The sequence below is a fragment of the Nocardiopsis sp. CNT312 genome, from assembly GCF_000515115.1.
Classification (GTDB): Bacteria; Actinomycetota; Actinomycetes; order Streptosporangiales; family Streptosporangiaceae; genus Nocardiopsis.
This window is the reverse complement of record NZ_AZXF01000012.1, coordinates 81,109-93,287: the sequence shown is the minus strand read 5'-3', so window position 1 is coordinate 93,287 and position 12,179 is coordinate 81,109. Positions and strand designations below refer to the sequence as shown.

Below are 12,179 nucleotides of genomic sequence, written 5' to 3'. Positions count from 1 at the left end.
CAACGACTTGGAACGGACCCATGAGAGTCGTCTTCTGCCTCTGGCCCAACGCCGCCCACCTCTACCCCCTCGTCCCCCTCGCTTGGGCCCTCCAAGCCGAGGGGCACGAGGTCCGTGTCGTCTCACACCATGCGCTCGAAGACAAAACGGTCGAGGTGGGCCTTCCCGCCGTCTCCGTGGGCGCACCGGACATGGTCCCCATGGGACCGGGCAACCCCTACCCCGAGGAACGCCGCCACATGGCGGAGTTGAGCGCCGCGCTGTCCCCTTCCGGGGGCGACCGCGACACCTGGGACGTGTTCACCCACTTCATGCTCCCCTCCATCTGGGACTTCTCCCCCATGCGCCCGTCCGGGGAGGACTCGTTCACAGCCGTGGACGACTTCGTGGACTTCGCTCGGAGCTGGAAGCCCGACCTGGTCCTGTGGGACCCGTGCTTCCCCGCGGGGGCCGTCGCCGCGGCCGCCTGCGGCGCCGCCCACGCCCGGCTGCTGTGGGGACAGGACTACTTCGGGTGGAGCCGCGACCTGTTCCTCTCCTCTTCGTCGGCAGACGAGGCGCAAGAGCCCCTGGCCGCCTCGGTGCGTCCGATCGCCGAGCGGCACGGAGTCACGGTCGACGACGAACTGCTTCTGGGGCAGTGGACGCTGGACCCCCTGCCCGAGGCCATGCGCCTGCCCACCGAGGCGCTGACCGTCCCGGTCCGTTGGGTGCCCTACGCGGGGCAGACCCCGGTGCCGGACTGGCTCCGGGGCAAGCCCTCCAGGCCCCGCGTCGCCCTGTCCCTGGGCCTGTCCCAGCGCATGTTCCTCAAGGGCGGCTGGGGGCACGTACCCGCCATCCTGGAAGCGGTCGGCGGGCTGGACGTGGACGTGGTGGCGACCCTGGACTCCACACAGCTGGAGAACGCCGACATTCCGGAGAACGTACGCACCATCGACTACCTGCCGCTCAACCAGCTGCTCCCCACCTGTGACGCCATCATCCACCACGGAGGGGTGGGCACCTTCGCCGCGGCGGCCTCGCTGGGCGTACCACAACTGATCACCGACACCGATGACGACCACGGCGTCATGGCAGCACCCGGTGAGGGCATGGAGGCGTCCAAGCACGCGGAGTCGTCGATCACGGCCGGCTACGTCACCTCCCGGTCCGCCGGACTGCGGCTCAACCACCGCACGCAGGACGTGCAGGACATCAGGGAACACGTGCTCAGCGTGCTCAAGGACACGCGTTTCCGCTCCGGTGCCGACCGCGTGCGCAGCGAGGTCCTCGCGGCGCCGTCCCCTGCGTCCGTCATCGCCACCCTGGAGGCCCTGACCGCCATGCGCAAGGGCACGTCATGATCAACGTGTTCCAGCCGAGCCTGGGCCCGGAGGAACTGGCCGCGGTCGAGGCCGTGTTCAGCGACTCCTGGCCCGGTCTGGGCCGGCGCACCACCGCCTTCGAAGCTGCGTTCGCCGACCACTTGGGGGTCGACCCGGCCCGGGCGGTGTTCGTCAACTCGGCGACCGCGGGGCTCTTCATCGCCGTGGAGCTGCTGGGTCTGGGGCCGGGCGACGACGTGGTGATGCCGAGCGTGAGCTTCGTGGGGGCGGCCAACGCCGTGTGCGCGGCGGGAGCACGCCCCGTCTTCTGCGACGTGGACCCGTTCACCCTGAACCCGACCGCGGCGGACGTGGAGCGAAGCCTGACCGACAGGACGCGCGCGGTGATCCTGCTGCACTACGGGGGCCTGCCGGGAGAGGTCGCGGAGATCTCCCGGCTGTGCCGTGAGAGGGGCGTGCGGCTCGTGGAGGACGCGGCGTGCGCCGTGGCCTCCCGGGTCGGTGACCGCGCCTGTGGGACCTTCGGCGACATCGCCGTCTGGAGCTTCGACGCCATGAAGATCATGAGCACGGGCGACGGCGGGATGGTCCTCCTGCGTGACGGGGAGGAGGCCGAACGGGCGCGACGGCTCGCCTACCACGGCCTGAACCACCACAGCGGCATGAGTGCGTCGCGGTCAGTGGCACGGCGGTGGTGGGAGCTGGACGTGGCGGTGTTCGGCCGCAGGGTGATCGGCAACGATCTGACCGCGGCCATCGGACTCGTGCAGTTGGAACGGCTGCCCGGGTTCGTGGAGCGGCGGCGGAGCGTGGCCGCGGCCTACGACCGGCTGCTGGCAGGCGTCGAGGGCGTGGAGACACCGCCTCCGGTACCTGAGAACCACACCTCCTCCCACTACTTCCACTGGGTGCGTCTGGCCCCGGGCGAACGCGACCGGGTGGCGGCCGAACTCCTGGACCGGGGCGTCTACACCACCTTCCGCTACGCGCCCCTGCACCGTGTGCCCGCCTACGGAGCGGGCCCGGTTCGGCTCCCCGGTGTGGAGGAGGCCGCTGAGCGCACGCTGCTGCTCCCCCAGCACCAGGGACTGTCCGACGCCGAAGTCGAACGCGTGTCCGAGGAGCTCGTCTCCGCGGTCGCACGTCGGCCCCCGCACCGAAGCGAGCCCGACCGATGAGGGCCCTTGTCCTGGCGGGAGGCACAGGGTCGCGTATGCGTCCGCTGAGCCACACCCGACCCAAACAGCTCGTCCCCGTCGCGGGACGCCCGGTCCTCGAACACGTGGTCCGCGGCGTACGTGAACTGGGGATCACCGACATCGGCGTCATCACCGGCGACGGCGGGGACCACGTTCGGAACGAACTCGGGGACGGGAGCCGGGTCGGAGCGGCCCTCACCTACATCCACCAGAGCCGCCCACGAGGGCTCGCCGACTGCGTCCGCGCGGCGCGCGGCTTCCTGGGCCAGGACCCGTTCGTGCTCTGCCTCGGTGACAACCTGCTGCCTTCGGGTTTCACCGGGCTCGCGGAGGAGTTCCGGAGCCGGGCCTCGGACGCCCACATAGCGGTGCAACGAGTCGCCGACCCGTCCGAGTTCGGCGTCGTGGACATGGGTGCGGACGGCAAGGTCGGCCGTCTGGTCGAGAAGCCCGCCGTCCCGGTCAGCGACTGGGCCATCATCGGCGTCTACTTCTTCTCACCGGCGATCCACGAGGCCGTTCAAGCGATCGAACCGAGCTCCCGCGGAGAGCTGGAGATCACCGACGCGATCCAGTGGCTGCTGGAGCACGGATACGGCGTGAGCGCCGGCGCATACAAGGGGTACTGGGCCGACGTCGGACGCCCCGACGACGTGCTGCGCGCCAACCGCCACCTGCTCGACACACTCGATCCCTCCGTGGCGGAGGGCACCGTCACCCCGGACAGCCTCCTGGAGGGACCGGTCTTCCTCGGCGAGGGTGCCAGGGTGGTCCGCTCCACCGTGGTCGGCCCGGTGGTGGTCGGCCCGGCGACCGTCGTCACCGACTCCTTCGTGGGCCCGGCGACGTCGATCGGTGCGCACTGCTCACTCAACGGAGCCGACGTGGCCGACAGCGTCCTGATGGACGGCGTCCGGATCGACGGCCCCGTCCCCCTACGGGGTTCCGTGGTCGGCCGGGAGTCCGTCATCCGGTCGACGGGGACCGGTGCCCGGTCCGGCCACCGGATCGTCGTCGGAGACCACACCCGCATCGAGACGGGCTTCTGACACAGCACGACCACACGAGGAAGGACGAGGGGTGCCGTCATGGAGGAAGCGAAGAAGAGGATCCTGGACGCCGTCCTGGACTATCACGAGCAGACGGAGGCGGAGGGGCCCTTCGTCCCAGGCGAGACCGAGATCTGGCCCTCGGGTGCCGTCCTGGACGCCGACGACCGTGCGGCCTTCGTCGAGGCCGCACTGGACATGCGCATCGCCTCGGGTGCCAGCGCACGCAAGTTCGAGAGCGCACTCGCCCGCAAGGTCGGCGTGCGCAAGGCCCATCTGACCAACTCCGGCTCGTCGGCCAACCTCCTCGCGGTGACCGCGCTCACTTCGCCCCAGCTCGGTGAACGCGCGCTGGTACCCGGAGACGAGGTGGTCACCGTGGCGGCCGCATTCCCGACCACGGTGAACCCCATCCTGCAGAACGGGCTCGTCCCGGTCTACGTGGACATCGAACTGGGAACGTACAACACCACGGCCGAGCGGGTGGAGCGGGCCCTGGGCCCCCGTACCCGGGCGATCGCGATCGCCCACACCGCGGGCAACCCCTACGAGGTGGAGGAGATCGCACGGCTCGCCTCCGCACACGGCCTCTTCCTCATCGAGGACAACTGCGACGCACTAGGATCCCGCTACCGCGGCAAGTACACGGGGACCTTCGGTGACCTGGCCACGGTCAGCTTCTACCCCGCCCACCACCTGACCATGGGCGAGGGCGGCTGCGTGCTGACCTCCGACCTGACCCTCGCCCGCATCGTGGAGTCACTGCGCGACTGGGGACGCGACTGCTGGTGCGCTCCCGGTGAGAGCAACACGTGCTTCAAGCGCTTCTCCTGGCAGCTGGGCGACCTCCCGCCCGGATACGACCACAAGTACATCTACTCCCATGTCGGTTACAACCTCAAGACGACCGACACCGCAGCGGCTCTCGGCCTGTCCCAACTGGGCAAGATGGATCGCTTCTGCGCGGCACGGCGCGGCAACTGGGCACGCCTGCGCGAAGGCCTGGACGGCGTCCCCCACCTCCTGCTCCCCGAAGCGACCGCGGACAGCGACCCGAGCTGGTACGGCTTCGTCCTCACCGTCGCGGACGACGCCCCGTTCGCCTCCGCCGACCTCATCGACTTCCTGGAGGAGCGCAGGATCGGCACACGACGCCTGTTCGCGGGCAACCTCCTGCGGCACCCCGCCTACACCGACCGCCCCGGACGGGTCGCGGAGGACCTGGTCAACACCGACCGGGTCATGGAGGACACCTTCCACCTGGGCGTCTACCCCGGGCTGACCGAGGAGATGATCGACTACGTCGTCTCCTCGGTGAAGGAGTTCGTCGCGGCACGGCGCTGAGAGACCACTCCCTGGCACCCCGCGCCCGGTGGCCAGCGACACCGCGGCACCGGGCCGGGCCCCTCCCACACGACCACTCACACGAGGTGGACCATGCGTTGGATACCCCATGACCGGCTGCCCACGGTGGCGGTGATCGGTCTCGGCTACGTCGGATCGTGCGTCGCGGCCACTCTGTCCGACCGGGGACACGACGTCCTCGGTATCGACACCGACACGGGCCTGGTGGACGAGCTCACACGCGGACACTGCCGGTTCCACGAGGAAGGGCTCCCCGAGAGCCTGGCCCGGGGCCTGGCCGCGGGACGGATCCGGATCGCCACCGACCAGAGCGCTGTCAGCGCGGCGGACGTCGTACTCATCACCGTCGGGACTCCTGTCAGGGAGGACGGCTCGATGGCGGACGACCAGCTCGCCGGAGCCTGTGAGGAACTCGGACGCCACCTACGCGAAGGCCAGATGGTGATCCTCAAGAGCACGGTTCCTCCCGGAACGACCTCGACGAAGGTGCGGCGCGCGCTGGAGCGCCCCGGGCTGGCCGCGGGTGAGGAGTTCGGGCTGGCGTTCGCCCCCGAGCGCCTCGCCGAGGGCACCGCGATGCGCGAGCTCCGTGAACTGCCGATGGTGGTCGGAGGCGTGAACGAGGACAGCACCGCCGACGCCGCCGAGTTCTGGCGGCGGGGCCTGGGGGTTCGGGTGATCACCGTGGGATCGGCGGAGGCCGCCGAGATCGTCAAGCTGACCGACAACTGGTGGATCGACCTGAACATCGCGCTGGCCAACGAACTCGCCCGCTACTGCGAGCTCTTCGGCGTCGACGCCCACGAGGTCATCCCGGCGGCCAACACGGTTCCCAAGGGCTCTGGCAACGTGAACGTGCTCATCCCCAGCGTGGGAGTCGGCGGTTCCTGCCTCACCAAGGACCCCTGGATGATCTGGCACTCAGCACGCGAACACGGGCTGGACCTGCTGACACCGGTGGCGGGACGGGAGGCGAACACGGCCATGCCCGGATACGCTGCCGACCGCATCCTCTCCGGACTCCGGCGCTTGGGCAAGGCACCGGAGGACAGCCGTATCGCGGTCCTGGGCCTGTCGTTCAAGAACGACACCGCCGACCTGCGTGAGACCCCCGTCCTGCCGGCCGTCACGCATCTCGACAAGTCCGGTGCGGACGTGTGCCTGTTCGACCCCCTGGTCGCCCCCGCGGACACGGAGCGGGTGTTCGGCCGCGCCCCGGCCGCGTCCCTGGAGGCCGCCGTGACCGACGCCGACTGCGTGGCGGTCCTCGCCTACCACCGGGAGATGGAGGCGGTCGACCTGACCGCGCTTCCGGTCTCGCGTCCGTGCCTGTTCTTCGACGGCCGCGCCAACCTGCCCCGCGAGTACGTGGACCGACTGCGCGACTCCGGGTTCTCCTACGAAGGAGTGGGACGATGACCGTGTCCGCGCACCGCCGAGCCGTGGTCACCGGAGGGGGCGGGTTCGTCGGCCGCCACTTGGTGGAACGGCTCGTGGAGGAGGGATACGAGGTCACCGTCCTCGACCACGCCCACCCCTCCGACGGCCACCGCCCCCCGGAGGGCGTCCGCTGGGTCTCCGGTGACGTCCGCGATCCGCGGGACGTGGCCCGCGCCGTACGCAGCGGTACGGACGTCGTGTACCACCTGGCCGCCATCGTGGGCGTGGACCAGTACCTCGCGGACCCCCTGGCCGTCATCGACGTCAACTTCACGGGTACACGCCACGTTCTGGAGGCCGCGCTCAGGGTCGAGGCCCGCGTCGTCATGACGAGCACCAGCGAGGTGTTCGGGAAGAATCCCGCTGTCCCCTGGGCGGAGGACGACGACCGGGTGCTCGGGTCGACCTCGACCGCGCGGTGGAGCTACGGAACAAGCAAGGCCCTCGCCGAACACCTGCTGTTCGCCTTCGCGGACCGCTACGAACTGCCGGTCTCCATCGTCCGCTACTTCAACGCCTTCGGTCCCGGCCAGCGGCCTGCCTACCTCGTGAGCCGCCTCGTGCACCGGGCGCTGAACGGCCGCCCCCTGACCGTCTACGACAAAGGTCACCAGACCAGGTGCCTGACCTACGTGGGTGACGCGGTGGAGGCCACGGTCCTCGCCGGCACCGCCGGGTCGGCCGTCGGCGAGGCTTTCAATGTCGGCAGCCGACATGAGAGCACCGTGGCCGAGGTCGCCGAGCTGATCGGTGCGCTGGTGGAGGGCGATGTCCCCGTCCTGCACGTGGACACCGGGACGAGCCTCGGAGCCTCCTACGAGGACCTGGGGCGGCGGATACCCGACACCGGGAAGGCGCTCCGCCTGCTGGGCTGGGAGTGCCGGACACCGCTACGCGAGGGCCTGGCGAAGACGATCGCGTGGGCACGCTCAACACCGTCGTGGCTGGCGCTGCGCGACACCGGGGCCGTGTGACGGGCGGACCCCCACCGCACCCCATCGACACCGGACGATCGACGACGTGAGGAGCACGACTGTGGAGACCATGAGAGAGACCGCCGGAGCGACGACCTTCCAAGGCCGCCCTATGACCCTGTTGGGCGGGCCCCTCCGGGTGGGTGACCCGGCCCCCGAGTTCACCGCCATCGCACCCGACATGACGCCCGTGGGGCTGTCCTGGGCACCGGGCACCGTGCGTGTCCTGTGCTCAGTGCCGTCCGTGGACACCCCGGTCTGTGACCGGCAGACCCGTTTCCTGGGCGATGCGCTGGCCTCCCTCCCCGGGGCCGAGCTGCTGACCCTGTCCGTGGACCTGCCCTTCGCCCAGAGGCGCTGGTGCGGAGCCGCCGGCAAGGAGGGGATCGTCGCCTCGGACCACCGGGACCTCTCCTTCGGCCTGGCCTACGGGGTGGCCGTGAAGGAGCTGCGCCTGTTGTGCCGTGCCGTGTTCGTCGTCGACGCGCAGGACACGGTCAGGTACACGCACTACGCTCCGGCATCGGACGAGCCGATCGACCATGAGGAGGTCCTGGCCGCGGTACACGGATGCCTGTAGGGGCACACGGGGGCGGGCGCTTCATCGAACGCGCCCGCCCCCGCTGTCCGGAGCGGGACGGAGAGAAGGAAGAAGGAGGGGGTGCCCACGGGCACCCCCTCCTCGCCGACCGCTCCAGACGAGCGGGCGGTCAGGCCAGCGGGCTGGACTGGTAGGAGAGCAGCATCCACTCTCCGTCACGCCGCACGGAGACCCACACCGTCCGCGTACGGTACTCCTCGGCCGGAGACTCCTCACCCGAGCGGGCCACGCCGCCCTCGGTCACGACGACCGCGATGTCGTCGCCGAGAAAGCGCATGTCGACAGGCGCCTCCACCAGACGGGTGTCCTTGAAGGGGCCCGAAAGGGCCTTCGACATCGCGCCGCGGATCTCCTCACGGCTGATGTACTGGTCGTCGCCCAGAAGCAGGCTGCCGTTGTCGACGAAGACGTCGGCCAGCGCGTCCGCGTTCCCCTCGGCCCAGGCGGCCCGCGCACGGAGAACGGCACTCAGGGCCGCCCCCTCCTCACCGTTGGGGAAGGGGCCGTAGCTTCCCGCCCACTCCTTCGCCTGCGCGACGAGTGAGGCAGCGTCGTTGGACATTCAGTGGTCTCCTCTCCCGGCCGGGCGGCCGGACTCTGCGGTGCTCCGTGTCCGGACCCGCACACTCACCAGCGAAGGGTGGCGCCTTCGCCGCGCGGACTGTTCTGGTAGGCGGCGAGCTTCCACTCGCCGTCCCGCTTGACGAGGACCCAGGTCGACCGGACCGCCAGTTCAGGGGCGATCTCGGTCTCCCCGGGCGCCAGGATCCCGCCGTGCGTGCGCACCAGGCACACGTCGTCGGCGGCGAAGCGCACGTCCACCGGAGCCCCCGTGACACCGGTGCCCTTGAACGGGCCGGCGTACGCGGCGGTCATGAACGCACGGATCTCCTCGCGGTTCTTCTTGTAGACGTCACCGGGCAGGATCATGACCCCGTCCTCGACGAAGGTGTCTGCGACCTTGTCACCGTCGTTCTCCGACCACGCGGCGACCAGGCGGAGAGGGACGCTCAGCGCCTCCTTCTCCTGGTCGGAGTCGAAGGAACCGTAGTAGGCGTCCAGGTTTCCTGCGTTGGCTGGTGCCTTCGTTGACACACGTGCCTCCATCGTCTGGTGCTCTCGGTTCCGGAGGGGAGACGGGCTCACTACCGCCTTCCGTGTTCTCCGGACCCGCCGTTCCTCCATGGTCTCTCCTGCTTATGCCGTCCACATCTCCTGGATTGTGCTCCTCCCGCCACCACACGAGAAAACGCTTTTCAGACCAGCAATAGAGAAGTCGTCGGAGCGAGGAGAAGATGTGATCCTCCAAAGAGAAAAGTGCACCCGTAGGAAATTCCTGGAATTGTCCTCGGGCCACCGGTAATCGAGACGGAGAAGGAGCACCGGATGGACAGCGATTCCGTTCAGGAGGAGATCGTCAAACGCGTGCGGGCCATCGTGCCCCTCGTGCAGGAACGCGCTCCCTGGCAGGACGAGAACAGGAAGCTGCACCCCGAGGTCGTCGAGGCGCTGGATGAGGCCGGCGTCTTCCGCATGCGGGTACCGGCCAGGTACGGCGGATACGAATCCGACACCCGGACCATGCTGGAGGTGGCGGCCGTCCTGGCCCAGGCGGACGGCGCCACGGCCTGGAACACCTCGGTGTGGTGGATACCGACCTGGATGGTCGGCATGTTCCCCGACCATGTCCAGGAGGAGGTCCTGGGTGAGTACGGCGGCCGTGTGTGCGGCACGCTCAGCCCGGGCGGTGCGGCCGAGCCGGCGGACGGCGGCATCGTCGTCAACGGCCAGTGGGGCTTCATCAGCGGGGCACCGCACAGCCACTGGCAGTCGATCATCGCGATCGCCCCCACAGCCGACGGATCGGGCATGGAGCCGATCATGGCGCTGGTCCCGATCTCCGATCTCCGGCTGGTCGACGACTGGAACGCGGCGGGCCTGCGCGGCTCCGGCAGCGTGACCACCGTGGCCGAGAACGTCTTCGTCCCCTCTGAGCGTGTCCTGCCCCTGGGCGCGGTCATGGGGGGGCAGACCGTCTCCGAGGCCAACCGCACGCTGCCGATGTACAGGGCCCCGCTGCTGGCGGTGGCCGCCGCGACCTCCGCCGGCACCCCGACCGGCCTCGCCGAGGGCGCCCTCGAACTCTTCCTGAAGCGGTCGACCGAGCGCGGAATCACCTACACCGACTACGAACGGCAGGCCGACGCACCGGTCACGCATCTCCAGGTGGCCCAGGCATCCCTGATGGCTGATGAGGCCAGGTTCCACGCTGAGCGCCTCACCGGGCTCGTCGACTCCAAAGGGGCGCTCGGCCAGGAGTGGTCCCTGCAGGAGCGCGCCCGGTGCCGCGCGGACATGGCGGCACTGTGCCGCCGTTCCAAGGACGCGGTCACCCTCCTCGGCGAGGCCAGCGGAGGGCGTTCCGTGTACAGCGGTCACCCGATGCAGCGGATGGTCCGCGACATCACCGCGCTGAACCTGCACGCCCTCATGTACCCGGACACCGGTTTCGAACTGTACGGACGCGTCCTGTCCGGACTCGAGCCGAACACCCTCTACATCTGATGGCGCCCTCAGCGAGCGAAAGGGACGGAAGCACCGTGTTCGACTACGTGATCGTGGGAGCCGGGTCGGCCGGCTGTGTGCTGGCGGCGCGCCTGAGCGAGGACCCCGACACCACCGTGTGCCTGATCGAGGCGGGGCCCGCGGACACCTTGGAGCGCATCCACATCCCCTCGACCTTCGGGCATCTGTTCCGAACCGAGGTGGACTGGGACTACCACACGCACGAGGAAGCACACCTGGGGCGGCGCAAGATCTACCTGCCCCGGGGACGGGTGCTGGGTGGCACCAGCTCCATCAACACGATGATCTACATCCGCGGGAACCAAGCGGACTTCGACGGCTGGGGACAGGAGGGCTGGTCCTTCGAGGACCTGCTGCCCTACTTCCGGCTCGCCGAGGACAACGAACGCGGCGAGTCCCGTTTCCACGGTGTGGGCGGCCCCCTCTCGGTCTCCGAGAACCGGTCCCGCAACCCGATGTCGACGGCGTTCCTGGAGGCCGCGGGGCAGGCGGGCCACCCGGCCAACGATGACTTCAACGGCGCCGAGCAGGAGGGCTTCGGCTTCTTCCAGCTCACCCAGAAGGACGGGATGCGGTGCAGCACCGCCACCGCGTACCTGCACCCGGCCGCGGGGCGACCCAACCTCACCGTCCGCACAGGCACCACCGCTCACCGAATCGTCATCAACGGCTCCAAGGCCACCGGCGTCGCGGTGGGCGGCCCCGAGGGCGAGGAGGTGATCAGGGCCGAACGCGAGGTCCTGCTGTGCGGAGGCGCCTACAACTCACCGCAACTGCTCATGCTCTCCGGTGTGGGCGCACCGGAGTCTCTGGCACCGCTGGGGATCGACGTCACGGCCGAACTGCCGATGGTGGGCACCGGACTTCAGGACCACGTCCTCCTTCCACTGGTCTACACACACGACCACCCCGTCAGTCTGCTGGCGGCGGGCTCTCCCGAGAACGTCCAGCAGTTCCAGGAGACCCGGTCCGGACCCATGACGTCCAACGGACCCGAGGTGGGGGGCTTCGCCCGCACCCGCGGCGACCTGCCCGCACCCGACGTGGAGTTCCTCACCGCACCGGTCATGTTCGTCGACAGCGGACTGGCCGCTCCCACCGGGCACGCCCTGTCCTTCGGTCCGTCCATGCTCACTCCCGCGAGCCGGGGAAGGGTGGAGCTGGCCAGTGACATGCCCACCGCCAAGCCGCGTATCGTGCACAACTACTTCGAGGCCCCGGAGGACATGGACTCGGCCGTCGAGGCCCTGCGCATGGCCTTGGACATCGCCGGGCAGGAAGGCCTGCGCGACTACACGAAGACGGCTCACCAGGTGCCCGACTCCGACTCGGACCAGGACCTGAGGGAGTTCGTTCGGCGCTACGCGCACTCCATCTACCACGCCTCCTCCACATGTGCGATGGGTTCCGTGGTGGACGCGGACCTGCGGGTGCGGGGCGTGGAGGGCCTGCGCGTGGCCGACGCGTCAGTGATGCCGACCCTCGTGCGGGGCAACCCCAACGCGGCGACGATCACGATCGCCGAGCGTGCCGCCGACCTGGTAAGAGGCATCGACCGCCGGGGGAGGGAGTCCGAAGCGGGCGCGTGACGAACGGGGCCGCCGAGTTCGGCGGCCCCTGTACGTGCGGACACGCCG

The 12,179-nt window shown here is 69.7% G+C and carries 11 protein-coding genes; 9 read left to right on the top strand and 2 right to left on the bottom strand.

Features of this window, described 5'->3' with window-relative positions; all coding sequences use genetic code 11:
- Positions 1-20 precede the first annotated feature (20 nt).
- The 7 genes from B042_RS0104180 (at position 21) to tpx (ending at position 7,935) form a co-directional block, all read left to right on the top strand.
- Positions 21-1,346: a nucleotide disphospho-sugar-binding domain-containing protein gene (locus B042_RS0104180; protein WP_028647193.1), complete on the top strand. Its 1,326-nt coding sequence runs from the start codon at positions 21-23 to the stop codon at positions 1,344-1,346.
- Positions 1,343-2,506 carry a DegT/DnrJ/EryC1/StrS aminotransferase family protein gene (locus B042_RS0104175; RefSeq protein WP_028647192.1) on the top strand — a complete coding sequence of 388 codons (1,164 nt, stop codon included), beginning with the start codon at positions 1,343-1,345 and terminating at the stop codon, positions 2,504-2,506. Before B042_RS0104180 ends, B042_RS0104175 begins: the two co-directional genes overlap by 4 nt.
- Positions 2,503-3,576 (top strand): glucose-1-phosphate thymidylyltransferase, encoded by a 1,074-nt coding sequence (locus tag B042_RS0104170; RefSeq protein WP_028647191.1) that lies wholly within the window; start codon positions 2,503-2,505, stop codon positions 3,574-3,576. The genes B042_RS0104175 and B042_RS0104170 overlap by 4 nt, the downstream gene beginning before the upstream one ends.
- A 39-nt stretch (positions 3,577-3,615) precedes the next feature.
- Positions 3,616-4,920 carry a lipopolysaccharide biosynthesis protein RfbH gene (rfbH, locus tag B042_RS0104165; RefSeq protein ID WP_028647190.1) on the top strand — a complete coding sequence of 435 codons (1,305 nt, stop codon included), beginning with the start codon at positions 3,616-3,618 and terminating at the stop codon, positions 4,918-4,920.
- Positions 4,921-5,013: 93 nt separating this feature from the next.
- Positions 5,014-6,360 (top strand): nucleotide sugar dehydrogenase, encoded by a 1,347-nt coding sequence (locus B042_RS0104160; protein ID WP_036553849.1) that lies wholly within the window; start codon positions 5,014-5,016, stop codon positions 6,358-6,360.
- Positions 6,357-7,355, top strand: a complete 999-nt coding sequence (locus B042_RS0104155) for an NAD(P)-dependent oxidoreductase (RefSeq protein ID WP_036553848.1) — start codon at positions 6,357-6,359, stop codon at positions 7,353-7,355. The genes B042_RS0104160 and B042_RS0104155 overlap by 4 nt, the downstream gene beginning before the upstream one ends.
- Before the next feature lie 70 nt (positions 7,356-7,425).
- Positions 7,426-7,935, top strand: a complete 510-nt coding sequence (gene tpx, locus B042_RS0104150; RefSeq protein WP_028647187.1) for a thiol peroxidase — start codon at positions 7,426-7,428, stop codon at positions 7,933-7,935.
- A 130-nt stretch (positions 7,936-8,065) separates the two neighbouring features.
- On the opposite strand, the gene B042_RS0104145 is transcribed toward tpx, so the two are convergent.
- Together B042_RS0104145 and B042_RS0104140 are read right to left on the bottom strand one after the other, a co-directional pair.
- Complete coding sequence (locus B042_RS0104145; protein ID WP_028647186.1) at positions 8,066-8,518, bottom strand: SgcJ/EcaC family oxidoreductase; 453 nt, start codon at positions 8,516-8,518, stop codon at positions 8,066-8,068.
- A 65-nt stretch (positions 8,519-8,583) separates the two neighbouring features.
- Complete coding sequence (locus B042_RS0104140; RefSeq protein ID WP_231493798.1) at positions 8,584-9,051, bottom strand: SgcJ/EcaC family oxidoreductase; 468 nt, start codon at positions 9,049-9,051, stop codon at positions 8,584-8,586.
- A gap of 291 nt (positions 9,052-9,342) precedes the next feature.
- On the opposite strand from B042_RS0104140, the gene B042_RS0104135 reads away from it, so the two are divergent.
- The gene (locus B042_RS0104135) at positions 9,343-10,521 is read left to right on the top strand and encodes an acyl-CoA dehydrogenase family protein (protein ID WP_028647184.1); all 1,179 of its coding nucleotides are present in this window, start codon (positions 9,343-9,345) and stop codon (positions 10,519-10,521) included.
- Positions 10,522-10,556: 35 nt separating this feature from the next.
- Positions 10,557-12,131 (top strand): GMC family oxidoreductase, encoded by a 1,575-nt coding sequence (locus B042_RS21915; RefSeq protein ID WP_051415460.1) that lies wholly within the window; start codon positions 10,557-10,559, stop codon positions 12,129-12,131.
- The last annotated feature ends 48 nt before the right edge of the window (positions 12,132-12,179 follow it).

Bases quoted from the DNA above. Each gene is read 5' to 3' on its own strand.
- B042_RS0104180 (WP_028647193.1), top strand. From the start codon at position 21: ATGAGAGTCGTCTTCTGCCTCTGGCCCAACGCCGCCCACCTCTACCCC.
- B042_RS0104175 (WP_028647192.1), top strand. From the start codon at position 1,343: ATGATCAACGTGTTCCAGCCGAGCCTGGGCCCGGAGGAACTGGCCGCG.
- B042_RS0104170 (WP_028647191.1), top strand. From the start codon at position 2,503: ATGAGGGCCCTTGTCCTGGCGGGAGGCACAGGGTCGCGTATGCGTCCG.
- rfbH (WP_028647190.1), top strand. From the start codon at position 3,616: ATGGAGGAAGCGAAGAAGAGGATCCTGGACGCCGTCCTGGACTATCAC.
- B042_RS0104160 (WP_036553849.1), top strand. From the start codon at position 5,014: ATGCGTTGGATACCCCATGACCGGCTGCCCACGGTGGCGGTGATCGGT.
- B042_RS0104155 (WP_036553848.1), top strand. From the start codon at position 6,357: ATGACCGTGTCCGCGCACCGCCGAGCCGTGGTCACCGGAGGGGGCGGG.
- tpx (WP_028647187.1), top strand. From the start codon at position 7,426: ATGAGAGAGACCGCCGGAGCGACGACCTTCCAAGGCCGCCCTATGACC.
- B042_RS0104145 (WP_028647186.1), bottom strand. From the start codon at position 8,518: ATGTCCAACGACGCTGCCTCACTCGTCGCGCAGGCGAAGGAGTGGGCG.
- B042_RS0104135 (WP_028647184.1), top strand. From the start codon at position 9,343: ATGGACAGCGATTCCGTTCAGGAGGAGATCGTCAAACGCGTGCGGGCC.